This window comes from Streptomyces sp. NRRL S-1813, from assembly GCF_000719605.1.
In the GTDB taxonomy this organism is placed as follows: Bacteria; Actinomycetota; Actinomycetes; order Streptomycetales; family Streptomycetaceae; genus Streptomyces; species Streptomyces decoyicus.
On record NZ_JOHB01000035.1, the window covers coordinates 22,373 to 46,005 of the forward strand.

Annotated in this window: 20 protein-coding genes and 1 pseudogene; 14 read left to right on the top strand and 7 right to left on the bottom strand. The window is 72.3% G+C overall.

Annotation, left to right across the window (positions count from 1 at the left end; genetic code table 11):
• Positions 1 to 155 precede the first annotated feature (155 nt).
• Positions 156 to 1,160, top strand: a complete 1,005-nt coding sequence (argF, locus tag IF67_RS0132680; protein WP_030991850.1) for an ornithine carbamoyltransferase — start codon at positions 156 to 158, stop codon at positions 1,158 to 1,160.
• Between the two features lie 222 nt (positions 1,161 to 1,382).
• Complete coding sequence (locus IF67_RS0132685; RefSeq protein ID WP_051818841.1) at positions 1,383 to 2,924, top strand: amino acid permease; 1,542 nt, start codon at positions 1,383 to 1,385, stop codon at positions 2,922 to 2,924.
• Here IF67_RS0132685 and IF67_RS43350 read toward each other — a convergent pair.
• Positions 2,887 to 3,003, bottom strand: a pseudogene (locus IF67_RS43350) (ATP-binding protein); the annotation flags it as partial. The gene IF67_RS0132685 and the pseudogene IF67_RS43350 overlap by 38 nt on opposite strands.
• A gap of 1,135 nt (positions 3,004 to 4,138) precedes the next feature.
• On the opposite strand from IF67_RS43350, the gene IF67_RS0132695 reads away from it, so the two are divergent.
• Both IF67_RS0132695 and IF67_RS0132700 read left to right on the top strand, forming a co-directional pair.
• Positions 4,139 to 4,966: an enoyl-CoA hydratase family protein gene (locus tag IF67_RS0132695; protein ID WP_030076824.1), complete on the top strand. Its 828-nt coding sequence runs from the start codon at positions 4,139 to 4,141 to the stop codon at positions 4,964 to 4,966.
• A gap of 2 nt (positions 4,967 to 4,968) precedes the next feature.
• On the top strand, positions 4,969 to 7,296 hold the full coding sequence (locus IF67_RS0132700) for a bifunctional salicylyl-CoA 5-hydroxylase/oxidoreductase (RefSeq protein WP_030991855.1): 2,328 nt from the start codon (positions 4,969 to 4,971) through the stop codon (positions 7,294 to 7,296).
• 189 nt (positions 7,297 to 7,485) lie between these two features.
• Here IF67_RS0132700 and IF67_RS0132705 read toward each other — a convergent pair whose 3' ends face one another.
• Both IF67_RS0132705 and IF67_RS0132710 read right to left on the bottom strand, forming a co-directional pair.
• The gene (locus IF67_RS0132705) at positions 7,486 to 8,457 is read right to left on the bottom strand and encodes a ScbA/BarX family gamma-butyrolactone biosynthesis protein (protein ID WP_030991856.1); all 972 of its coding nucleotides are present in this window, start codon (positions 8,455 to 8,457) and stop codon (positions 7,486 to 7,488) included.
• A 148-nt stretch (positions 8,458 to 8,605) separates the two neighbouring features.
• Positions 8,606 to 9,202, bottom strand: coding sequence for a ScbR family autoregulator-binding transcription factor (locus IF67_RS0132710; protein ID WP_234341478.1), 597 nt, complete (start codon positions 9,200 to 9,202; stop codon positions 8,606 to 8,608).
• Positions 9,203 to 9,428: 226 nt separating this feature from the next.
• Here IF67_RS0132710 and IF67_RS0132715 point away from each other — a divergent pair, with 226 nt between their 5' ends.
• Positions 9,429 to 10,457 carry an MDR family NADP-dependent oxidoreductase gene (locus IF67_RS0132715; protein WP_030991858.1) on the top strand — a complete coding sequence of 343 codons (1,029 nt, stop codon included), beginning with the start codon at positions 9,429 to 9,431 and terminating at the stop codon, positions 10,455 to 10,457.
• Positions 10,458 to 10,510: 53 nt separating this feature from the next.
• Here IF67_RS0132715 and IF67_RS0132720 read toward each other — a convergent pair whose 3' ends face one another.
• A complete protein-coding gene (locus IF67_RS0132720; protein WP_030991866.1) occupies positions 10,511 to 11,146 on the bottom strand; it encodes a TetR/AcrR family transcriptional regulator in 636 nt (211 codons plus the stop codon).
• 452 nt (positions 11,147 to 11,598) lie between these two features.
• On the opposite strand from IF67_RS0132720, the gene IF67_RS0132725 reads away from it, so the two are divergent.
• On the top strand, positions 11,599 to 12,363 hold the full coding sequence (locus IF67_RS0132725; RefSeq protein ID WP_051818845.1) for an HAD family hydrolase: 765 nt from the start codon (positions 11,599 to 11,601) through the stop codon (positions 12,361 to 12,363).
• A gap of 16 nt (positions 12,364 to 12,379) precedes the next feature.
• Here IF67_RS0132725 and IF67_RS0132730 read toward each other — a convergent pair whose 3' ends face one another.
• Together IF67_RS0132730 and IF67_RS0132735 are read right to left on the bottom strand one after the other, a co-directional pair.
• The gene (locus IF67_RS0132730; protein WP_030991878.1) at positions 12,380 to 13,231 is read right to left on the bottom strand and encodes a PaaX family transcriptional regulator C-terminal domain-containing protein; all 852 of its coding nucleotides are present in this window, start codon (positions 13,229 to 13,231) and stop codon (positions 12,380 to 12,382) included.
• Between the two features lie 4 nt (positions 13,232 to 13,235).
• Positions 13,236 to 14,843, bottom strand: coding sequence for an AMP-binding protein (locus IF67_RS0132735; RefSeq protein WP_030991880.1), 1,608 nt, complete (start codon positions 14,841 to 14,843; stop codon positions 13,236 to 13,238).
• A gap of 256 nt (positions 14,844 to 15,099) precedes the next feature.
• Between IF67_RS0132735 and IF67_RS0132740 the strand changes: the two genes are divergently transcribed.
• On the top strand, positions 15,100 to 16,233 hold the full coding sequence (locus tag IF67_RS0132740) for an acyl-CoA dehydrogenase family protein (RefSeq protein ID WP_030991882.1): 1,134 nt from the start codon (positions 15,100 to 15,102) through the stop codon (positions 16,231 to 16,233).
• Positions 16,234 to 16,264: 31 nt separating this feature from the next.
• Here IF67_RS0132740 and IF67_RS0132745 read toward each other — a convergent pair whose 3' ends face one another.
• The gene (locus IF67_RS0132745; RefSeq protein WP_030991883.1) at positions 16,265 to 16,762 is read right to left on the bottom strand and encodes a hypothetical protein; all 498 of its coding nucleotides are present in this window, start codon (positions 16,760 to 16,762) and stop codon (positions 16,265 to 16,267) included.
• Between the two features lie 221 nt (positions 16,763 to 16,983).
• On the opposite strand from IF67_RS0132745, the gene IF67_RS0132750 reads away from it, so the two are divergent.
• The 7 genes from IF67_RS0132750 to IF67_RS0132775 all read left to right on the top strand — a co-directional run bounded on the left by IF67_RS0132750 (position 16,984) and on the right by IF67_RS0132775 (position 23,445).
• Positions 16,984 to 17,784, top strand: a complete 801-nt coding sequence (locus IF67_RS0132750) for a VOC family protein (protein WP_030991890.1) — start codon at positions 16,984 to 16,986, stop codon at positions 17,782 to 17,784.
• A 170-nt stretch (positions 17,785 to 17,954) separates the two neighbouring features.
• Positions 17,955 to 18,362 (top strand): hypothetical protein, encoded by a 408-nt coding sequence (locus IF67_RS0132755; RefSeq protein WP_030991892.1) that lies wholly within the window; start codon positions 17,955 to 17,957, stop codon positions 18,360 to 18,362.
• Positions 18,363 to 18,366: 4 nt separating this feature from the next.
• Positions 18,367 to 19,995, top strand: a complete 1,629-nt coding sequence (locus IF67_RS0132760; RefSeq protein ID WP_030991895.1) for a caspase, EACC1-associated type — start codon at positions 18,367 to 18,369, stop codon at positions 19,993 to 19,995.
• An 81-nt stretch (positions 19,996 to 20,076) separates the two neighbouring features.
• Positions 20,077 to 20,355 carry a hypothetical protein gene (locus IF67_RS45355; RefSeq protein ID WP_234341479.1) on the top strand — a complete coding sequence of 93 codons (279 nt, stop codon included), beginning with the start codon at positions 20,077 to 20,079 and terminating at the stop codon, positions 20,353 to 20,355.
• A 6-nt stretch (positions 20,356 to 20,361) separates the two neighbouring features.
• Positions 20,362 to 20,586, top strand: coding sequence for a response regulator transcription factor (locus tag IF67_RS45360; protein ID WP_234341480.1), 225 nt, complete (start codon positions 20,362 to 20,364; stop codon positions 20,584 to 20,586).
• A gap of 76 nt (positions 20,587 to 20,662) precedes the next feature.
• On the top strand, positions 20,663 to 21,325 hold the full coding sequence (locus IF67_RS0132770; protein WP_030991897.1) for a DUF4255 domain-containing protein: 663 nt from the start codon (positions 20,663 to 20,665) through the stop codon (positions 21,323 to 21,325).
• Between the two features lie 65 nt (positions 21,326 to 21,390).
• The gene (locus tag IF67_RS0132775; protein WP_051818865.1) at positions 21,391 to 23,445 is read left to right on the top strand and encodes an AAA family ATPase; all 2,055 of its coding nucleotides are present in this window, start codon (positions 21,391 to 21,393) and stop codon (positions 23,443 to 23,445) included.
• Positions 23,446 to 23,633 lie beyond the last annotated feature (188 nt).

Below are 23,633 nucleotides of genomic sequence, written 5' to 3' on the forward strand. Positions count from 1 at the left end.
GTTGGTGGAGCGTGACGCCGATCCGTGACGCTGTAGTGGTGCAGGAGGAGGTGCCGGCCCGTGCAGAGCCGACGGCCTCGCATAGAGATGCATTGGTGCGTATACACTTCCAGGATTCGAGTCCGTCCCGACTGCCGCGAACCAGGAGCCCACCCATGGCGATAGACCTCACGGGCCGCCACTTCCTCAAGGAGCTGGACTTCAGCGCCGAGGAATTCCGCCGACTGATCGACCTGGCGGCCGAGCTGAAAGCGGCCAAGCGCGCCGGTACCGAGGTCCCTCGCCTCCAGGGTCGGAACATCGCCCTGATCTTCGAGAAGACCTCGACCCGGACCCGCTGCTCCTTCGAGGTCGCGGCCGCGGACCAGGGCGCCTCGACCACCTACCTGGACCCGTCCGGCTCGCAGATCGGGCACAAGGAGTCGGTCAAGGACACCGCCCGGGTCCTCGGCCGGATGTTCGACGGCATCGAATTCCGTGGCAGCCGGCAGTCCGACGTCGAGGAGCTCGCGGCCCACGCCGGAGTGCCCGTCTTCAACGGGCTGACCGACGACTGGCATCCGACCCAGATGCTCGCCGACGTGCTGACCATGGTCGAGCACGGCCAGGGACGCCCCCTGGCCGAGACCGCCTTCGCCTACCTCGGCGACGCCCGCAACAACATGGGCAACTCCTACCTCGTCACCGGCGCCCTGCTCGGCATGGACGTACGGATCGTCGCGCCGAAGCAGCTGTGGCCCGAGGAGGCGGTCGTCGCCCGGGCGCGGGAACTCGCCGGGACCAGCGGCGCCCGCATCACGCTCACCGAGGACGTCGCCGAGGGTGTGCGCGGCGCGGACTTCGTGACGACCGACGTCTGGGTCTCCATGGGCGAGCCCAAGGAGGTGTGGGACGAGCGGATCGCGCTGCTCGCCCCGTACGCGGTGACGATGGACGTGCTGCGCGTCACCGGGAAGCCGGAGGTGAAGTTCCTGCACTGCCTGCCCGCGTACCACGACCTCGGCACCGCGGTCGGCCGGGAGATCCACGCCCGGCACGGGCTGTCGTCCCTGGAGGTCACCGACGAGGTCTTCGAGTCCGCGCACTCCGTCGTCTTCGACGAGGCGGAGAACCGGATGCACACCATCAAGGCGGTGCTGGTCGCGACGCTCGCCCGGTAAGGACGGCGGCCACAGGCCGGCGGGGCTACGGGCCGACCGGCCCGTGCGCACACCGTCGGAAACATCACACTGCATAGCCATCCGGACATTTGGTCGATCATGCAGGTCAAGCGGTTACCATCGAACCGCTCGCGGGGCCCGGACCCATCGGTCCGGGCCCCGCTCCGTGTGTGGGCCCACCCCTTGCCCCACGCATCGCACCACCAGAGAGAGAACCACCCCATGCGCCTGTCCGTGTCCCGCCACCGCACCAAGGAGGCGCGGCCCGCCGCACCTCTTGCAGGTCCGTCCGGGCTGCGCATCAAGTCCCCCGATGTCCTGGTCGCCGAATCGGGCGCGGACCTCGAAGGCAACGGCCTCCGGCGCAGCATGGGGCTCTTCCAGCTCGTCTGCTTCGGCATCGGCGCCATCGTCGGCACCGGCATCTTCGTCGGCCTCTCCGACACCGTCGCCGAGGCCGGCCCCGCCGTCCTCGTCTCCTTCGTGCTGGCGGCCATCACCTGCGTGTTCACCGCCTTCTCCTTCGCGGAACTGGGCGGCGCGATACCGGTGTCCGGCAGCTCGTACTCCTACGCCTACGCCACCCTCGGCGAGCGCACCGCCTTCCTCGTCGGCTGGTGCCTGCTGCTCGAATACGGCATCTCGGTCTCGGCGGTCGCCGTCGGCTGGGGCCAGTACCTCAACGAACTGCTCGGCAGCCTGACCGGCTGGCAGCTGCCCGCCGCGCTCTCCGCCCCGCCCGGTGACGGCGGCATCGTCAACATCCCGGCCGTGGTCGTGATGCTGCTCGCCGCCCTGCTGCTCGTCCGCGGCATCCGGGAGAGCGCCCGCGCGACGGCCGCGATGGCCGTACTGAAGCTCGCGGTCCTGGTCCTGTTCTGTGCGATCGGCCTCAGCGCCTTCCGGGCCGGCAACCTCTCGCCGTTCGCCCCGGAGAGCGTCGCCGGCATCACCTCCGGCGCCTCGGTCGCGTTCTTCTCGTACATCGGCTTCGACGCCATCACCACGGCCGGCGAGGAGGTCAGGAATCCGCGCCGCAACATCCCCATTGCGATCATGGTCTGCATCGGTCTGGTCACCGTCCTGTACTGCCTGGTCGCCCTGTCCGCCATCGGCGCGCTCTCCTCCGACCAGGTCGCCGGCCGCCCCGCTGCGCTGTCGCTGATCGTCAACTCCGTCACCCACTCGACGCTCGGCGGCGGAGTGATCGCGTTCGGTGCCGTCGTCGCCATCGCCTCGGTCGTCCTCGCGGTCATGTACGGCCAGACCCGCATCCTGATGTCGATGTCGCGGGACGGCCTGATCCCGCGGATCTTCGAGCGGATCTCACCCCGCACCTCCACCCCCGTCGCCAACACCTGGATCGTCACGGCCGTCTTCGCCGTGCCGGCCGCGGTCGTCCCGCTCGACGCGGTGATGAACCTGTCGACCATCGGGACGCTGGCGGTCATGGTCGCGGTCAACCTCAGCGTGATGGTGCTCCGCCGCACCCGCCCCGAGCTGCCGCGCCGCTTCCGCGTCCCGCTCTTCCCTGCCAGCCCGGTCCTCGGTATCGCCTTCTGCCTCTATCTGATGTACGGGACGGGCCCGGCGACCTGGCTCCAGTTCGCCGGGTTCCTGGTGGTGGGCGCGCTGGTCTACACGTGCTACGGGCGCCGCCGCTCGCGGCTCGGGTCCGCCCCGCAACAGCCCGCGGACGAGACCGGCGAGGCCGCCGCCGTCGTCGTCAGTGCCGGCGTGGACGCTCCCGTTCGGGGAGCGTGAACCAGACGGCCTTGCCGCGCGGTGTGGGGCGGCATCCGGAAGCGGAGCTGAGGGACCGGACCAGCAGCAGGCCACGGCCGTCGCGTCCCTGCTCAGGGCAGCTCGGGGTGGTGCCGTCGATGCGGTGGGTGTCGTGGGTGCGGTCGGTTTTGGTGTCCGTGCCTGCGTCTGCGTCGGCGTCCATGTCGGCGTCGGCGTCCGCGTCCATGTCCGCGTCCGCGTCGGTGTCTGCGTAGCCCTCGGCGTCGCCGGTCGCGTCGTGGCCCTCGCCGCTCTGTCCGGCAGGGGCAATGCCGTCCGTGCCCTCGCCGCGTCCGGCCGGCCCCTCGCCCTCCGTACGCTGCATCGGGAGGTGGCCGTCGCCGGTGGGGTGGCCGTCCCGCTCGGGGTACTCGTCCGGCGTGGAGTGCCCGTCCGTCGCACGCCGACCGTCCGCCGTGTCGTGACCCGCCGCAGTGTCGTGACCGTCCGCCATGCCGTAACCGTCCGCCGCTCGGCACGGTGCGGAGTCGGACGGTGCCCCCACCAGCACAGGAACGTCCAGGTCCGCCGGGGGCAGCGGGCTGCCGAGCCCCTGGACGAGCGCCGGATCGCCGTCGTGCACCTCGATCCGGCAGCCGCTCGGCCGCAGCTCCACCACCAGCTCGATGGGGTCGGTGTCGCGGGTGTGCCGGAGGGCATTGGTGACCAGCTCGGCGGTCAGCAGCTGTGCGGTGGTGCGGTCGGCCGTGGCCCGGATGTCCTGCATGGCGGTTCTGACCATCGCGCGGGCGATGGGGACCGCGGTCGCGCCACGCGGCAGCGAGATGCGCCAGATCGAGGGCGCGGGCGGTTCCAGCATGCGCTGAGCGTTCCGTTCGCAAAAGGCCGGGTCGGGTACGTCCACGGTAGGAAGCGCGGGGGTGGACGGAGCAGGGGCGAGCGACCGCGAAGCGCATGACCTAAGTCATACGGCGGCCGGGACCTTGGTCCGGCCGCGCCCCGCACGCCCCGCGGTCACTCCCCACCCGCCGGCTCCGCACCCTCCCACCGCCGCCGCCCGGTCCTTCCCTCCTCTTCCGCCCCCTCCCGCCCCCTCCCACGCCGCGCCGCTATCGCGTCCTCGTGACGGCAGTCATGAACCAGTGATAACTTCGACAGGGCGCAAGGCAAAAGGCACAAGGCATCCGGAAGAGCATCCACCGGCCGGTCGGCCAAAGGGGGCAGGCAGCCCGATGAGCCCGTTCGCAGGATCAGCCCGCAGCACAGACGCCTGGAAACACATCCGCGTGACCAGGAAGGACGGGATCGCCACCGTCACCCTGGCGCGCCCGGACAAGCTCAATGCGCTCACCTTCGAGGCCTACGCCGACCTCCGTGACCTGCTCGCGGAGCTGTCCAGGGAGCGTTCCGTACGTGCCCTGGTGCTCGCGGGGGAGGGGCGCGGATTCTGCTCCGGCGGCGATGTCGAGGAGATCATCGGCGCCACTCTGGGGATGGACACCGCGCAGCTGCTGGACTTCAACCGGATGACCGGCCAGGTCGTACGGGCGGTGCGGGAGTGCCCGTTCCCGGTGATCGCGGCCGTGCACGGCGTCGCGGCCGGAGCGGGCGCGGTGCTCGCGCTGGCCGCCGACTTCCGCGTCGCCGACCCGTCCGCCCGGTTCGCCTTCCTCTTCACCAAGGTCGGCCTCTCCGGGGGTGACATGGGCGCGGCCTATCTGCTGCCCCGCGTCATCGGCCTCGGTCACGCCACCCGGCTGCTGATGCTCGGCGACGCGGTCCGGGCGCCGGAGGCCGAACGGCTCGGGCTGATCAGCGAGCTGGCCGACGAGGGGCGGGCCGACGAGGCGGCCGCGGCGCTCGCCCGGAGGCTCGCCGAGGGGCCCGCGCTGGCGCACGCCCAGACCAAGGCGCTGCTCACCGCCGAGCTCGACATGCCGCTGGCCGCCGCCGTGGAGATGGACGCCGCCACCCAGGCGCTGCTGATGAACAGCGCCGACTACGAAGAATTCCATGCCGCCTTCACGGAGAAGCGGACGCCCAAGTGGCAGGGGAAATAGCCATGCGGGTCGCCGTTATCGGTGGTGGTCCGGGCGGCCTGTACGCCGCTGTGCTGCTCAAACGCCTCGATCCCACCCGAGAGATCACCGTCTGGGAGCGCAACGCGCCCGACGACACCTTCGGCTTCGGCGTCGTGCTCTCCGACGAGACCCTCGGCGGCATCGAGCACGCCGACCCGGAGGTCTACCGCGCCCTCCAGGCGGAGTTCGTCCGCTGGGACGACATCGACATCGTGCACCGCGGCCGCACCCTGACCTCCGGCGGGCACGGCTTCGCGGCGCTCGGGCGGCGCCGGCTGCTGGCCGTACTGCACCAGCGCTGCCGCGACCTCGGCATCGCACTGCGGTTCCGTACCGAGGCCCCGCCCGCCGCCGAACTGGCGCGCTCGTACGACCTGGTGATCGCCGCCGACGGGGTGCACAGCGCGACCCGCACCGCGCATGCCGACGCATTCCGCCCACGGCTGACCACTCATCGCTGCCGCTACATCTGGCTCGCCGCCGACTTCGCCCTCGACGCCTTCCGCTTCGAGATCGCCGAGACCGAGCACGGCGTCGTACAGCTCCACGCCTACCCCTTCGCCGGCCCGTCGCCCGATTCGCGTCCCGCGGCGCCGCCCTCCGAGCCGGCGGGCACCCTCGGCGCCAGCACGGTCATCGTCGAGATGCGCGAGGAGGTCTGGCGGGCGGCCGGTCTCGACCGCTGCGATGAGCGCGAGTCGGCGGAGTGGTGCGCCAAGGTCTTCACGGACGCTCTGCGCGGCCGGTCCCTGCGCTCCAACAACTCCAGCTGGATCGCCTTCCGTACGGTCGTCAACGACCGCTGGTCGCACGGCAATACGGTGCTGCTCGGCGATGCCGCGCACACCGCGCACTTCTCCATCGGCTCCGGCACCAAGCTCGCCGTCGAGGACGCCCTGGCGCTGGCGGCCTGCCTTCAGGAGCGGCCCGACACCGCCAGTGCCCTGGCCGCGTACGAGGAGGAGCGCCGCCCGGTCGTCGCCTCCACCCAGCGCGCCGCCCGCGCCAGCCTCGCCTGGTTCGAGGAGCTGGCCACCTATCTCGACCAGCCGCCACACCAGTTCGCCTTCAACCTCCTCACCCGCAGCCGCCGGGTCACCCACGACAACCTCCGGCTGCGCGACCCCGGATTCGTCGCGGCCGTCGAGGCCGAGGCGGGCCCCCCGCCCGCCACGCCTCCCATGTTCACGCCGTTCCGGCTGGGCGGGCTGACGCTGCGCAACCGCGTCGTGGTCTCCCCGATGGACATGTACTCCGCCGCCGACGGCGACGGCACCCCCGGCGACTTCCACCTCGTCCACCTCGGTGCCCGCGCGCTGGGCGGCGCCGGACTGGTGATGACGGAGATGGTGTGCGTCAGCCCCGAGGGCCGGATCACACCGGGCTGTACGGGGCTGTATGCGCCGGAACACGAGACGGCCTGGCGCCGGGTCACCGACTTCGTCCACACCTCCGCACCCGGCACCGCCATCGGCGTCCAGCTCGGGCACTCCGGCCGCAAGGGCTCGACCCGGCTCATGTGGGAGGGCATCGACCAGCCGCTGCCGGACGGCAACTGGCCGGTCGTGGCGCCGTCCGCGCTGCCCTACCGCCCCGGCGTCAACCAGGTCCCGCACGCGCTGGACGAACCCGAGCTCGCCACCGTACGCGAGCAGTTCGTCCGCTCCGCCGAGTCCGCCGCCCGGGCCGGCTTCGACCTTCTCGAACTCCACTGCGCCCACGGCTATCTGCTCTCCGGATTCCTCTCGCCGCTCACCAACCACCGCACCGATGGCTACGGCGGCGACCTCACCGGCCGGCTGCGTTTCCCGCTGGAGGTCTTCGACGCGGTCCGCGCCGTCTGGCCGGCCGGGCGCCCGATGACGGTCCGTATCTCCGCGACCGACTGGGCGGACGGCGGCACCACCGCCGACGACGCGGTGGCGATCGCACGGGCCTTCGCCGCGCACGGCGCCGACGCCATCGACGTCTCCACCGGACAGGTCGTCACCGACGAACGCCCCGACTACGGCCGCTCGTACCAGACCCCGTTCGCCGACCGTATCCGCAACGCCCTGGGTGTGCCGGTCATCGCGGTCGGCGCCATCTCCTCCTGGGACGACGTCAACTCCCTGGTGCTGGCCGGGCGCGCGGACCTGTGCGCGCTGGCCAGACCGCATCTGTACGACCCGCACTGGACGCTGCACGCCGCGGCGGAGCAGGGTTACGCCGGGCCGGGCGCCCCCTGGCCGCTGCCCTATCAGGCGGGCAGCCGTACCCCGCCGACCGGTCGCACCGACGCGCCGAAGCCCCGCCTCACGCTGCGGTGACGGGGGAGGCACGGGCAGCGGGGCGGGGCCGTTCCAGGGCCGGCCCGGCAGAGTGCGGAGCGGGACGGCGAGAGGGGCCGGCGGGGAGCCGGGCGGGCCGGCGAGCGGGACCCTCGGGCAACCGGCGGTCCGGGGACGCGGCCGGTCAGGGAGCCGGCGGTCCGGCGAGGGGGCCGGTCATGGCATCGGTCAGGGCGTCGGTACGCAGGCGATCTGCGCCGAGATCACCGGATTGCCGTGCTGTTCCACGGTGACCTCGACCTGCCGGCGGTCGTCGGTGCGGCCGGTGGTCCGCGCCTGCACCCAGGAAGGCGCGTCGAGTTCGGCGTACCGTTCGAAGGAGCAGTCGATCGACGCGGGCACGGTGAAGCCGGGCGTTGCCGCCTGCGCGGCCTGCCGGGCGGCCTCGATCATCAGCATGCCGGGCGTGTGGTCCACGGGGTGGTCGAAGAGCACCGGGTGCGAGGTGTCCACCCGCAGCTGCCAGCGGTCGGGGCGGTCGGTGGGGGAGAGCACCACATCGCGGTCGCGTTCCCGGGCGACCTGCTGCGGGGCGACGGCCTGCGGCACCGGCAGCTTCCGGGAGTTGGCGAGCGCCACATCGCTGTATTCGCCGCGCAGCCGACGGTAGACGGCCGGGCTGTGGCAGGAGTAGACAAGCGTCGCGGAGGCGAGGTCGGCGCCGTCGCACACGATCCGGAACTCCTGCCGGACGCTGGCCAGCCGTTTGCCGCGGTGGACCATGTCGTGGTCGGTCACGTGCAGTTCGACCGCGGCCGGTGCCTCCGCGGTGCGCAGCGCCCGCGGTGCGAGGTCGTAGCGGACCCGCTGCCAGATGATCGGGTGGTCGAGCGGCACATGGTGCCCGACATGGCTCAGTAATATCCCGGCCTGCCGGATGCTCTCGATGATCAACACCGGGTCGTGCAGGCCGTGGACCGGACCGTAGAAGCTGTGGGCGCGCGGCCATTGGGCGCTGACCACCCAGCCGTCGTCCGTGCGTCGCCAGTTGGTGAGGAAAACCTCGGAGAGGGCGGTGCGGTGGACATACTCGCGCGGCACGGTCGTGGTGAGCTCCGACGGTCGGTTTCCGTCGCCGAACCGGCCTTCGATCTCGTGACACTGATCGCGCAAGTACGGCGTGAGCGTGGCGCTGGCCATAGGTGTTCCTTTCTGCTGTGCAGGCTCTCCGAGCCCTGACGGGCTGAGCCTTGGTGACGGCCCCGTGGCAATTAAGATACGGACCATGTGGTTTGTTTTTCAGCCCTACGGCGGGGGCCGTAGCTCCGTCAGGGCGGTGGGGAAGGCGTCAGACCGAGATCTTCACGCAGCGGCCGTGCGGGTCCAGATGCCCCAGCGCGCCGGGTGCGGCCAGTCCCGGAAGGGTGTGCTTCCACAGGGCCGTGACGCGCTCCGGGAGATCGGCGCGGTTGGTCGCGGCCCGCGAGAACAACTGCACCCCCATGTAGGCGGCGACGAAGAACTCGGCCGCCCGGTCGGGAGCCACACCCGGCAGGAGTTCCCCGTTGTCCCGGGCCTCGGTGAACATCGTGGTGATGATGTCGGTCCAGGCCTGGTAGGGCACGAGCGGGTCCTCGCTGAAGGTCGTCTCGACCGCGATACGGGTGCCGGCCTGGAGTAATGGGTCGCTGCGCAGGGCCAGCGCCACCTGGTGCGTGAAGTCGATGGCGTCCTGGAGCCGGGACTCGCTGACTTGCGGTAGGAACGGATCGGTCTGTTCCGTTATGACCGCGCGGGCCAGTGCGTCCTTGGACGTGAAGTGGAAGTACACCGCTCCCTTGGTGACCCCCGCGCGCTGGATGATCTCGGCCATCGTGGCGGCCTGGTACCCGCGGGTGCCGATGACATGAGCCGCTGCTTCGAGGACGGCACGTCGGGTGCGCACTGCGCGTTCCTGCTTGACCACCGATCATCCTCCGTATGCTCTCTTGGAGTTGTTGTGCCTGAGTGCGACCCGCCGCCCGTGGCCGCGCAGTCTATTTCCGCATCATAAAGAAGCCAACCATGCGGTATTGAATCTGCGCACGGGCGGGTGGGGGTCCGAGGGGCATGACCCGGCGTCACGAACCGGTGCGACGCCGTCGAGTGTCACGAGCGCGAGGAGCAGTCCGATGTCCCCCACCGTCGTCCCCGCCATACCCGCCGTACACCGCGAGGTCCGGCTGGCCGACCGGGTCGAAGGCGACCTGGCGCCCCATCACTTCACCCTCGCCGAGGTCCCGGTGCCGAAGCCGGGACCGGGGCAGGTGCTGGTGCGCACCCGGGTGATGGCGGTGACCGCGGCGACGCGGACGCAGATGGCCGGAATGCCGCTGCCGATGGGCTCATTTGTGCCGGGTGAGGCACTGTGGGGCTCCGCGGTCGGTGAGGTGGTCGCGGCGCCTGACGACGGCTTCACGCCCGGCGAACTGGTACAACACTCCTGCGGATGGCGGGAGTTCGCGGCTGTCGACGCGTCGCGGGTACGGCGGCTCGACCCGGACGCACTGCCGTCCCCCGCCGCGCATCTGTCGCAGGGCGCGACGACCTGGGGAGCGCTGCGCCGGGCCGCGGAGGTACGGCCGGGGGACACCGTGTTCGTCACCGGCGCGGCGGGCGGTGTGGGCAGCCTGGCCGGGCAGCTGGCGCGGCGCCTGGGTGCCCGCCGGGTCGTCGGCAGCACCGGCTCGGAGCGCAAGGCCGCCCTGCTGCGCGCCGAGTTGGGGTACGACGACACGATCGTGCGCGGCGCCGGGCCGATCGAACGGCAGCTGCGCCGGGCGGCGCCGGAGGGCATCGACGTGCTGCTGGACACCGTGGGCGGTGAGCAGCTCACGGCGGCGCTTTCGCTGGCCCGCCCCGACGCGCGGTTCGCGCTGGTCGGTGCGCTCTCCAGCCAGCTGGGCGGGGGCGGTGGCGTCGCCGCCCCGGTGGAGCTGGACGCGGGGCTGATCATCATGCGCCGGGTGGCGCTGCGCGGCTTCGGGCTGCATGCGCATCCGGATCTGCCGCAGGAGTGGACCAAGGAGTTCGGCCAGGGGCTGCGGGAGGGCTCCCTGGTCTTCCCGCATGCCCTTCTGAAGGGGATCGAGCAGGCGCCGCGGGCGCTGTGCGAACTGGTGCAGGGGCGTCATATCGGCGCGGTGCTGGTCGAGTTGTGAGGCCGAGGCCGAGGCCGGGGCCGGGGAGCCCGGCCGGGCGGGGCGGTGCAGGGTCAGCCGGCCGCAGGGATCTGCGTCGGCGCCGGGATGCCGGCGGCCGGGAAGCGGTCCGGCGCGGCCGGCAGCAGCGCCCACAGGCCGACGATGGACTCCCTGTCCCACCACGCCCCGTCCTCGCTGCCCAGATGCAGCAGGCCCACCACGAGTGAGGTCAACAGCTGGGCCGTGCGCCGCGGTTCGGTGTCCGACGCATGCGGTCCGGCCGGTCCGCCGGTCCCGCAGGTGACCGCCTTGTCGAGGAAGAGCGCGTACCAGCGCTGTTCCAGGGCGTAGATGCCGAGCCCCGGCGCGGTCTCCGGCCGCAGCCGCAGTCCGGCGCGCAGTACGGCGTCCGACTCCACCCGGCCGAACAGCTCGACGGTGAAGTCCCGTACGGCGGTGGGCAGTGGCTCCGGGGAGCGGGTGAAGCCGTCCTCGATCTCCTGGAGGGTCGCGAGTGCGGCATCCCGCACCGCGAGCGTGAGGTCGTCCTTGGACGTGAAGTGGAAGTAGAGCGCCCCTTTGCTCAGCCGGGCCCGCCGGCTGATCTCGACCATACCCGCGGCGGGTACCCCCTTCTCCAGGAAGGTCTCTGCGGCCGAGCGGATGAGTGCCTGGCGGCTCTGGATGGCGCGATGCTGGGTGGGCACGGTGTCCGTCCCGTCTCTAGTACGGCTGCGAGCTCAGTGCAGTCTACATAGAAAACCAACCATGCGGTTCTGTATGCTCCCCAGGAATGTCCGGAACTTGGGCGCCCTGGCGCGAAGACGACGAGCTGTCGCCGGTTCGGATGCGCGGCGGCTTTCGGGGGCGGTCTGACCCCAGTTTGGCCGGTGGGCGAAGGGTTGTCGACCCATCAGGAACAGTATGGGTCCATTGACAAACAGCGCAGGCGGTTTTTAAATCTCCAAAGGCGGTAAACGGGACGCCCCCTTCCGTTGCAGCCGCCTTGACGGTCGCGTACCGCCGTTGGACAGCGGTGCGCCATGGCGAGACCGCCTCTGCCTTCACCAGTCCTCGACCGCAGGCCGCCCAACCAGCCGAGCCAGCAACGTCACCCGAGCCCCTGCACCCCCATAGGAATCCGGAAAGGTCTCCAGCCATGCGCGTAGCAACGGAAGTCGGCGAACGTCCCGCAAGAGGCGTACGGAGCGCCGGCGGCGAGACGATCAGGGCCGCCGTCTTCGATCTGGACGGCACCCTTGCCAACACCCTGCCCCCGATCAGCAAACTGCTGGTCAAGGTGGCCTCGGAGCAGGGTTGTTCGGTGACCGCCCGGCAGGCGGCCTCCGCCATCGGCAAACCGCCCGGCCCCGCCTTCGGCCGGCTGCTGGGCAAGCCCGAGGACGACGGCCGGGTGCAGGCGGCCATCTCCCGCTACCGCGAGCTGTTCGCCTATGAAGTCCTGTGCCAGGGACCGCAGCTGCTCTTTCCCGGGGTGACCGCGGGGCTTTCCGCGCTGCGCGCCCACGGCGTCGAGCTGGCCGTCGCCACGTCCAAGACCACCCGCAGCGCCGAGGCGCTGCTCGACGTCATGGGCATCCGCGACCTGGTCGGCCCGGTGATCGGCCAGGACATGGTCCGGCGCGGCAAACCGCACCCGGAGATGGTGTTGCGGGCGGCCGGGCGGCTCGGTGTCGCGGCCTGGCAGAGCGCGTATGTGGGGGACACCGTGGGGGACATGAGGATGGCGGTCACCGCGCGCATGGAGCCGGTCGCGGTGACCTACGGCGTCGGCACGTTCGGTGAGCTCGCCGCGGTCGCCGGTACCCGGATGTGCAGCTCTTTCAAGGACGTGGTCTCCGTGATCGCCGCCGCCAGGCCGCGGTCGGGCGTCGGGGTGGGGGCCCAGCAGCGCCGCCGCTGAGACGGCGGGGCCGTTGTCAGGCTCCGGTTGTCGCCTCGTGCGCGTAAAGGGCCCCGGCGGCCTGGAGTTTGGCGTGCAGCCGGCCGAACACGTCCGCCGCGTGGCCCCCCGGCCAGTCCTCCGGCAGGAGGGGAGAGGGCAGTCCGGGATCCGCGTAGGGCAGCTGGCGCCAGGCGTCCAGGGCCAGCAGATAGTCGCGGTAGGCCGCCTCGGGGGGTACCGAGCGGCGCCGCGACCACCGCCGGAGCACCGGCTCCTGCTCGTCGAGGAAGGCGCGGTGCCGCGCGGCGATGGCGTCCAGGTCCCACCAGCGGGCCACCGCGTCCGCGGTGGGGGCGAACCCGGCGTGCTCACCGGTGAACAGATCGACGTACGGGGCCAGCTCCAGGCGCTCCAGGGTGTGCCGGGTCTCCTCGTAGAGCTGTGCGGGGGCGATCCACACGCCCGGCGCCGCGGTTCCGAAACCGAGCCGCGCCAGCCGGGAGCGCAGCAGATGCCGCTTGTGCCGCTCCTCCTCGGGGACGGAGAAGACGGCCAGCACCCAGCCGTCGGACAGCCGCGCGGCCGGCCGGCCGAAAATCCTGCGGTCGCCGTCCTCCAGCAGCTGGCGGGCCGCGTCGGACAGTCCGTACGCGGCTGCCCCGGTGGCCGTGCGGGCGGGGACCAGCAGCCCGCGCCGCTTGAGCCGGGAGACGGCGGAGCGCACCGACGGCGGGTCCACCCCGAGTGCACCGAGCAGCCGGATCAGGGCGGCGACCGGCACCGGAGCGGCCGTGCCGTCCGGGGAGCCGGGCCCGCCCCGCCCGTAGGCGCCGTAGAACGTGACGATCAGGGACCGTGGGGTGCGCTGCGTTTGCTGGTCGTTCACCGGGTCACTCTAGAGGGGGTCTCCGCAGCCGGAAGCGCTGGAGCTTTCCGGTCGGGGTGCGGGGCAGCGAGGTGTGGAAGACGATCTCGCGCGGGCATTTGTAGGGGGCGATCCGGGTCTTGGTGAAGGCGCGGAGTGCGGCGACGGTGTCTTCCCCCTGGGGGACGCCGGACCGCAGCACGACATGGGCCACGACCACCTGCCCGCGGTCCTCGTCCGCCCGCCCGACCACCGCCGCCTCGGTCACATCGGGGTGCCGCAGCAGGGCGTCCTCCACCTCGGGGCCCGCAATGTTGTAGCCCGCCGAGATGATCATGTCGTCCGCGCGGGCCACATAGCGGAAGTAGCCGTCCGGTTCGCGGACGTACGTGTCGCCGGTGAGATTCCAGCCGTCCCGTACGTACGCCGTCTGGCGGGCGTCCGCGAGATAGCGGCAGCCGGTCGGCCCGCGCACGGCCAGCAGGCCCGGTTCGCCGTCCGGCAGCGGGGTGCCGTCCGCGTCGACCACCCGCGCCTGGAAGCCCGGGACCGGCAGCCCCGTCGTACCGGGCCGGACCGCCTCGTCGGCGGCCGCGATGAAGATGTGCAGCAGCTCCGTCGCACCGATGCCGTTGATGATCCGCAGGCCGGTCGCCTCGTGCCAGGCCTGCCAGGTCGCGGCGGGCAGATTCTCACCGGCCGACACACACCGGCGCAGCGAGGAGACATCGTGCCCGGTGAGCTTGGGCAGCATCGCGCGATAGGCGGTCGGCGCGGTGAACAGCACCGAGATCCGGTGTGCCGCGATATCGCCGAGGAGCCGCTCCGGCCCGCCCCAGTCGGCGAGCAGGGCCGAGGCACCGGCCCGCAGCGGGAAGATGACCAGCCCGCCGAGACCGAAGGTGAAGCCCAACGGCGGGCTGCCGGCGAACACGTCGTCCGGCTCCGGGCGCAGCACCTGCGCCGAGAAGGTGTCCGCGATGGCGAGCACATCGCGATGGAAGTGCATACAGCCCTTGGGGCGGCCGGTGGTGCCGGAGGTGAAGGCGATCAGGGCGACATCGTCGGCGGAGGTGGCCACGGCCGGGTAGAGCGCCCCGCCGGGCCGGGCGAGCTGCCGCAGATCGTCCGGCCCGTCCCCGCCGAAGGTGGTGATCCGCAGCCCCGGGATCTCGGCCTTGGCGAGATCGTCGACGGAGCGGACATCGCACAGCGCGTACCGCACCTGTGCGATCTCCGCGATCGTGGCGAGTTCCTCGGGGCGTTGCGCGGCCAGCACGGTCACCGCCACCGCCCCGGCCTTCATCACGGCGAGCCAGCAGGCGGCCAGCCAGGGCGTGGTGGGTCCGCGCAGCAGGACGCGGTTGCCCGGCAGCACCCCCAGCGGGCCGGTGAGCGCATGGGCGATCGCATCGACCTGCGCCCGCAGCTGTCCGTACGTCCAGACCGGCCCGTTCGCGTCACGGACCGCGGGCCGGTCGGCGCCGAGCCGCGCGATGGTGCCGTCGAGCAGCTCGGCGCCGCAGTTCAGCCGGTCGGGATAGCCCAGATCGGTGAGGTGCGGCCACTGGTCGTGGGGCGGCAGCCGGTCGCGCGCGAAGGTGTCGGTGTGGGCCGAGGACCGTAGCTCCATGGCGTATGCCCCCTCGGGCGTGTCTTACGGATCATGGTGGGCCCGCGGGGCCCCAGGGGCCCGGCCGGGTGGCCGGCAAGCGGCCGGGGGAGGGATGAGGGACGGTGGAGGCCGGTGCGGTGACCGGTCGGGGATTGCTCGGTTGGCTGCTCGTTCTGCGGTGCGAGTACTGCCGTTCGGATCCGTCGTCAGCGTAACGTGTTCGTGACGGCAGTCAACAGACCGCGATAGAGGACCGCTACCAGGGAGCCGCCTCGTGACCGTATTCGCGCTGGGACCGGACGAGCAGGAGTGGTGCGCCGAACTGCGCGCGCTGACGGCCGAGCGGCTGAGCCCGCTGGCGGAGAAGGGGGAGGAGGGCCGGGTCAACCGCCCCCTGGTCGCCGCCCTCGGCGAACTGGGCCTGCTGCGCCGCCTGTTCCCCGCCGACGGCGCCCTGCGCGCCCTGGACCTGTGTCTGCTGCGGGAATCCCTGGCTCAGGTGTGCACGGAGGCGGAGACCGCACTGGCGCTCCAGGGGCTGGGGACCTACCCCGTCGTGCTGTCAGGGACCGAGGCCCAGCGCGCCCGATGGCTGCCGGAGGTGGCCGCCGGCCGCGCGGTCGCGTCGTTCGCGCTGAGCGAGCCGGGCGCGGGCTCGGACGCCGCCGCGCTGTCCCTCGCGGCCGAGCCGGACGGCCCGGACGGCTGGCGGCTCAGCGGCGAGAAGTGCTGGATCTCCAACGCCCCCGAGGCCGACTTCGCCACCGTCTTCGCGCGTACGGGGGGCGGGGCGGGTGCGCGCGGCGTCACCGCCTTCCTCGTCCCCGCCGACCGGCCGGGCCTGACCGGCGCGCACCTGGACATGCTCAGCCCGCACCCGATCGGCACACTGGTCTATGACGGTACGCCCGTGACCAGGGCGGATGTGCTGGGAGAGGTGGACGGAGGGTTCGCCGTCGCGATGGCGACCCTGAATCTCTTCCGGCCGAGCGTGGGTGCCTTCGCGGTCGGCATGGCGCAGGCCGCGCTGGATGCCGCACTGACACATGCGGGCGCGCGCACCGCGTTCGGCGGCCCGCTCAAGGACCTTCAGTCCGTCGGCCATCAGCTCGCCGAGATGGCCACCCGGGTCGAGTCCGCCCGCCTCCTGGTGTACGCGGCGGCATCCGCGTACGACACCGGGGCCCCGGACATCGCCCGCCGCTCGGCCATGGCCAAGCTGCTGGCGACCGAGACCGCCCAGTACGTCGTCGATGCCGCCGTCCAGATCCACGGCGCCCGCGCGCTACGCCGCGGCCACCTCCTGGAACACCTCTACCGTGAGGTCCGCGCACCGCGCATCTACGAGGGCGCCACGGAGGTGCAGCGCTCGATCATCGCCAAGGAGCTGTACCGCGGACGGCCCTGAACTCCCCTGCGGAGCAGGGCCGTCGCCCGTCTCAGCTGTTGTCCTTCCAGACCTGGCCCAGCTTGCACTTGCCGGACTTGGGCCCCTGCCCGTTGGGGCTCTTGAGGAAGGTGCCGGACGCCGTGACGGGCCGGGTGGAGCCGGCGGTGACCGCGGCGACGGAAATCTGCGCGGAGCCGAAGGCGGCGCCGGCCTCGTCGGTGAACTGCACGGTGCCGTTGTAGTGCGCCGAGCCCTGCGAGTTGTGGTTGGTCACGCTCAGCTTGGCGCTCAGCGTGCCGGCCGCGCTGTCGACCTGGCAGTCGGTGATGCGGATGTCCGACTCGGGCGGCGTGGTGGAACCGGCGGTCGGCGAGCCGACGGTGCTGCCGCTGCTGGTGGTGCTCCCGGAGCTGCTGTATCCGCCGCTGGAACTGCTGCTGGAGCTGTGGCTGCTGCCGCAGCCCCCGCCGTGCGAGTGCCGCGCGCCGGTCAGCGCGACGACCACCAGTGCGCAGGCGGCAACAGCCCGAACATGGCGAAACTTCATCTTGTTTTCTCCCCCGTGGTGGCGGCCGCCCCCGTGGACGCCCGCTGTGTACGCGCACCCATACCCATACGCGCAGCCGATTGACGATGCGCTCGCCGGTGGTACTTGACGAGCGCGCGTCAGGCTAGCAAGACCGGGAACAGACGCCGAATCCTGACCGACGGGCGGTTGTCAGTGCCGGATGGCAGGCTGAATTCAGAGGATCCGCGAAGGGAAGCGCCATGATCACTACTGACTTCGTCCCCGGCTCCCCGTGCTGGCTCGATCTCGGCGCTCCCGATGTCGAGGTCGCCTCGGCCTTCTACCGGGCCGTGTTCGGCTGGCGGTCCGAACCGTACGGCGACCAGGGAGCGGGCGGATATACGCTCTTCCGGCTCGACGGCAAGGCCGTCGGCGCGGTCGGCCCGCTGCCCGAGGAGGGCGCGCGCTCCGCCTGGACGATCTACTTCCACACCCCCGACGCGGAGGCCACGGCCAAGGCGGTGGAGCGGGCCGGCGGCTCGGTCCGCTCCGCGCCGTCCCCGGTCGGTGCGGACGACGGCCGCTTCGCCCGGCTCGCGGACCCGCAGGGCGCGGAGTTCTCCGTCTGGCAGCCGGAGCGCTACCCGGGCTTCGAGGCCGTGGACGTCCCCGGAACCCTGTGCTGGACGGAGCTTTACACCACCGATGCGGCCGCCGCCCAGACCTTTTACCGGACGGTCTTCGGCTGGAGCGCCCAGGACATGGCGCTCCCCGGCGGTGGCGGCACCTACACCCTCCTCACCCCCGCGGACCGCGGTGAGGAGCGGATGCACGGCGGCCTCATGGAAGTCCCGGCGAACCTGCTCGGACCCGGCGGGAAGCCTTACTGGCACCCGGTGTTCGCCTCCAAGGACTGCGATGCCACCGTCGGCCTGGCGACGGGCAACGGCGGCACGCTGTCCATGGGCCCGGAGACCGCCGAGGGCGTCGGCCGCCTGGCCGTTTGCAGCGACCCGTCCGGCGCGGAGTTCGTGGTGCTGACCCCGCAGGAGATGCTGTGACCACGCCGCCCTCGATGCGCCGGCGACCGGCCGCCCGGGACGGTGCCATCCACCGCCCCGCCGGCCCGATACCGCCCGGATATGGGTGCGAAGTAGCTCCTCCCTGCTCCCGGCCCCTTTGTCGCACCCCCCGCATACACTGACTGCTCCGAGTCTGAACAGGGGGCGGGATGAACACCGGTGTCAGCAGGCTGACCCTCGTTCTGACAGGTGCGTCGGACACCGATGCGGACGAACTCCAGTCACTCGGGGAGCAGTTGCGCCGCGCTCTGCTGGAACTCGACGTCGAGGACGTGCAGTTGGCCCGACAGGGCGCCGCCGCCCCCGAGGGCGCCAAACCCGGCGAGGTCATCGCGGTGGGAGCGCTCGTCGTCACCACTGTCCCGCTGCTCGTCCGTCAGGTGCTCCAGCTGGTCGACACCTGGCTGCGCAACCGCCCGCTCCGCAGTGTCACGGTGGAAATCGACGGGGACACCATCGAGTTGCGGAATGCCTCCGCCGAAGACCAGCGGCGTCTGATCGACGCGTTCGTGAGCACGAGGTCCCCGCAGGCCGGAACCCCGCAGGCCGGGGAGTGAGCCGGTGCCGGGTTTCCCCGCCGGCCGCAGGGATGCACTGCTGATCGCCACCGGCATGTACGAGAGCCCGGCTCTGAAACCGCTGCGCTCGCCCCGCCAGGACTGCGAGGGCCTGGCCGCGGTCCTCCGTGATCCGGGCATCGGAGACTTCCAGGTCCAGCAGCTCGTGGACGCCAAGTCGTACGAGGTCAAGCGCGCGCTGGAGCAGTTCTTCCGCAACCGCGGGCGCGAGGATCTGCTGCTGCTCCATCTGTCGTGCCACGGCATCAAGGACGATGAGGGCCACCTGTACTTCGCCACACAGGACACCGACAAGGACTTACCGGCTTCCACCGCCGTCCCGGCCGCCTTCCTGCACGACCAGATGGCACGCTGCCGCGCCCGCACCATCGTCGTGCTGCTGGACTGCTGCTACAGCGGCGGGTTCCTCCCCGGCGCGAAGGGCGACGACTACGTGCAGGTGAAGGAGGAGCTGGCCGGCCACGGCCGCGCCATCCTCACCGCGACCAACCGCACCGAATACGCCTGGGAGGGCGACCATCTGGAGGCCTCGGCGCCGCAGCCCTCCCGCTTCACCGGTGCCCTGATCGAGGGCCTGCGCAGCGGCGATGCGGACACCGATCACGACGGCCGGATCACGGTCACCGAGCTGTACGACTACGTCTACGAGTATCTGCACCACAGCGGCGCGCGGCAGCGTCCCCGGATGTGGGCCGACCTGGAGTACCGGGTCACCCTCGCCAGAACCGCCGCGAGCCGGCCCGCCGCGAGCCGAACCGCCGCGGCCGGGGCCCCGCCGGCCGCGGAGAGCGAGAGCACGTCCGGGAACTCCCGTGCCGCAGAAGGAGGGCAGACTCCGCCCCCGGCTCCAGGCCTCTTCGCCCGGCTGAAGGACGCGTTCAACGGCGTCGACGGCGACGTCCCGTCCCCTCCGCCGCACGGACAGCTCGCCCGTCGCGGCCAGGACGCCTTGCTCAGGGTGGAGTTCCCGCTGACCGAGACGGCGCTGGGCACGCTCAGGGACATCCAGGTCGACACCGCGGTGGGCTGCGACCGGTGCCAGGGGGCAGGTGCCGTCGCCGGCACACCGGTCCACCCGTGCGGTCATTGCAACGGCATCGGGACATCCGGCCCGGAGCCGGGGCGTGACACCTCCGTCCCGTGTCGTGCCTGTCACGGGAGCGGAGTGCACATTCCGTCCCCGTGCCACGCATGCACGGGCGACGGGCGGGTGCGCGTCACCCGGACCCTCACCCTCAAGGTCCCGGGAGGCGTCGACCACGGCACCCGCATCCAGCTCGCCGGCGAAGGCGAGGTGGGCCCAGGAGGCGGCCCGCCCGGGGACCTGTACATCGAGGTCGTCGAACTCCCGCATCCAAAGCTCGAGCGCCGGGGCGACGACCTGCACCTCACCCGGCGCATCCCGGGATCGCTCGCGCGCGGCGGCGGCACGGTCGCGGTGACCACGCTCGACGGCTCGAAGTCCGTCCGCATCCCCGCGGGCCTGCGCTCCGGGCAGACTCTGCGGCTGGTCGGGCACGGTGCGATGCACCTGCGGGGCGGCGGCCGCGGAGATCTGCTGCTCCATCTCGACGTGGACAAGGACGACGGACGGGCCGGCCCCGGCCGGTGAGGGAGGCCCGGCCGAAGGGAGGGCCGGCGGACGTCAGATGTAGGGGGAAGGGGGAAGGACGGCTGGGCGACGGTCGGGGCCGTGGCCGTCACACTCGTCGACCGGTTCGATGAGCTCGCTGCGGCAGAGCTGCGGCGCCTGGTACGCGGTGACGACCAGCAGGTGGTGCTGATCGCCCCGGATCTGCGCGAGCCGGAGCTGATGACCGTCGTAGAGTACGGCGTACGGGCCACTCTCTGGCGCCACCAGGCCACCCCGCGGCGGCTGTTGAGGGTGGTGCAGAGCGTGGCGCGCGGTGCGGGCCACCTGCCGCCGGACCTGATCAGCAGGCTGCGCACGCAGGTGGGGCGGCTCCGGTGATCCGCGGTGACCTCCGCCTCCGTCGCGGTGGTGCCGACGATGGGCATGGCGCCGCGCGAGGCCGATGTGCTGCGGCTCATCGCCGAGGGGCTGGACACCCGGCAGATATCGGAGAAGCTCGCCTACTCCGAACGGACCGTCAAGAACGCTCTGCATGCCCTGATGACGCGGCTGCACCTGCGCAACCGCGCGCACGCCGTCGCCTACGCACTACGAGAGGGAGACATCTGATGAGCACCGAGGCAGATGCGGCAGCAGGAATGAAAGCGGGCGTCGCGCCCCCGCACCCCTGGGCGGGGGAGCGGGCATGATCCATGAGGTCGATGAGGCATTGCGGCGTGTGCTGCGGGCAGGGGCGCTGCCCGATGGTGCGGGGGATGTCGCGTTCGAGGCACCGAACCGCGACTGGGCGGCGCGGCGCAACACCCCGACGCTCAACGCCTATCTCTACGACATACGCGAGAACGTGGCCCGCCGCGAGCGCGGGGCGATCGCGGAGCGGGACGCGGCCGGCAAGGTGGTGCGCAGACGCCAGCCGCCGCGCTGGTTCCGGCTGTCCTACCTGGTCACGGCGTGGACCAGTCGCCCGGAGGACGAGCACCGGCTGCTGTCGGCCGGGCTGGGCTGTCTGCTCGCGCACGAGACCCTGCCGCCGTCGGCGCTGACGGACGCGCTCCGGGCACTGGAGGCGAACATCCCGCTCACGGTCGCGGTGCCACCTCCTGAGTCCCGCTCGATCGCCGACATCTGGTCCGCGCTCGGCGGCGAACTCAAGCCGTCGCTGGATGTGGTGATCACCGTGCCCTTCCCGGTCACGCCCTCGTACGAGGTGGCACCCCCGGTCACGGAGGGCGCGGCGGTGGTCGTCCGGGGCGTGGACGGCCCGCCGGACGACTCCCGGCTCCGCATGCGCCGGTCGGCTCCGGACGCTGCGCCGCACGGGTCGGGCCCCCGTGAGGGGGAGCGGTGAGCGGCACGACGGTGAGTGACGGTGCGGCGGTGGGGGGTGGTGCCGTGGTGAGTGAGGGCACGGCGGTGAGTGATGGTGTGGCGGTGCCCGCGGACGTGAGTGGTGCGCTGCTCGGGCGGTTGGCGGCGCTGCGGGAGCGGGTGGCCGGACTTGTCGAGCGGCGCAGCGCCGGCGACCCCACGGCCTCGGACCCGCTGCGCGGGCTGTATGTGACCCCGGAGACGGCCCGACGGCTGGCCGCGCAGCCTGCGGCGGTCGGTACGGGTGAGGCGCAGGAGGACGCGGCGGGTACTGGGGAGGCGGAGCGGGGGACAGCGGATCGGTCCGGGGCGCTCGTGCGGCGGTTCGGGCTGTCCGCCTTGGACCTGCGGATCCTCCTGGCCGCCCTCGCGCCCGATGTGGACCGGGGCTTCGAGCCGCTCTACGGCTACCTCAACGACGATGTGGGGCGCCGCCGCGCCACCGTCGCCCTGTCACTGGAGCTCGCGGGCACCGGCCCGTACGAGCCCTCGGCGCGCGCCCGTTTCCATCCCGCCGCGCCGCTGCTGTCCGGTGGGCTCCTCGTCGTCGAGGACCAGGACCGGCCGCTGCCCGGCCGCGCGCTGCGGGTGCCGGAGCGGGTGGTCGCCCATCTGCTGGGTGACGACGATCTTGATCCCGAACTGTGGGGCGGCGGCGTGGAGTTGCTGCCGCCCGGGGAGGGGGCCGGGGAGCTCACGGACGGTGCCGGCGACGCGCGGGCCTTCTTCGGGCGGCTGGCCGCCCTCGCGGGCGAGCGGCCCCTCGCCGTACATCTGCGGGAGCGCCGGCCCGGTACCGCCGCCGGGCCGGTGACCGACGTGCTGCGGGGCGCCGGCCTGCCCGTGCTGCGGTACCGGCCGGACGGAAGCCAGGGCGATGGTGCGGGGCCGGCGGCCGCGCTGGTGCGTGAGGCGCGGCTGCGGCGGGCGGCGATCGTCGTGGGGCCGCTGCCGGAGCGGCCCGGAGCGCTCGTACGGGCGCTGGCGGGCCGGGGGGTGCCGGTGGTGTTCTGCGGGGGTGAGTCGTACGACCCCGAGTGGGCCCCCGACGCGGGGCTGCTCGCGCTGGACGCGCCGGACGGCGGGGTGGCGGCGGCCGAGGTGTGGCGCGGTGAACTCGGTGCCGTGGACGATGACGTCGATCTCGGCGCGGCCGTGGCGCCGTACCGGCTGGGCGCCGGGCAGATCCGCCGGGCGGCCCGTGCGGCCACCGCCCTCGCCGCGTTCGACGGGACGCCGCTGACCGCGGCCCATGTCCAGCGCAGCGCGCGCCAGCAGTCCGCCCCGCTGCTGGACCGGCACGCCCGGCGCGTCCGGCCGGCCGTCGGCTTCGACGGGCTGGTCCTGCCGACCGAACCGCTGGCTCTGCTGCACGAACTGGTGCAGCGTGCCCGGCACCGGGACAAGGTGCTCGGTGAGTGGCGGCTGCGTACCGGCGGCGGGCGCGGCAGGGGCGTGGTGGCTCTGTTCGCCGGGGAGTCCGGCACCGGAAAGACGCTCTCCGCCGAGGTCGTGGCCGGTGAACTGGGTCTGGATCTGTATGTGGTGGAGCTGTCCGCGGTGGTGGACAAGTATGTGGGGGAGACGGAGAAGAACCTGGAGCGGATCTTCTCCGAGGCGGACCGCACGGACGCCTTGTTGCTCTTCGACGAGGCCGATGCCGTCTTCGGCAAGCGCTCGGAGGTCAAGAGCTCACACGACCGTTACGCGAACCTGGAGAGCGCGTACTTGCTACAGCGGCTGGAGGCGTTCGACGGGATCGCCGTTCTCACCACCAACCTGCGGGCCAATATCGACGATGCGTTCACCCGGCGGCTGGATCTGGTGGTCGACTTCCCGTTCCCGGACGCCGAGCAGCGGATCGCGCTGTGGCGTTCCTGTCTGACGGCCACGCCCTGTGCGGACAACCTCGGACTGGACGTCTGCGCGAAGGAGTTCGAGCTGTCGGGCGGGGCGATCCGGTCGGCCGCGGTGACCGCCGGATATCTCGCCGCGGGCCGTGGCGAGCCGGTGTCGGCCGAGGATGTACGGGCCGGAGCGCGACGCGAGTACCGCAAGATGGGGCGGCTGGTGCCGGACGCGTCGCCCTTGTGGGACTGAGCCACGGGGGAGGGAGCCGTCGGGGGACGGTGCCGCCCGGAGTGGTACGGCCGGGACGGCGCCGTCAACGGACGGAGCGGCCGGGGCCGGTACCGCCGAGGCAGGTGTCACTGCGGCCGGCGTCGCCGAGGCCGGTACCGCCGAGGCCGGACGGGAGAGCGCCCGTCCGGCCTCGGCGGCACCGACCG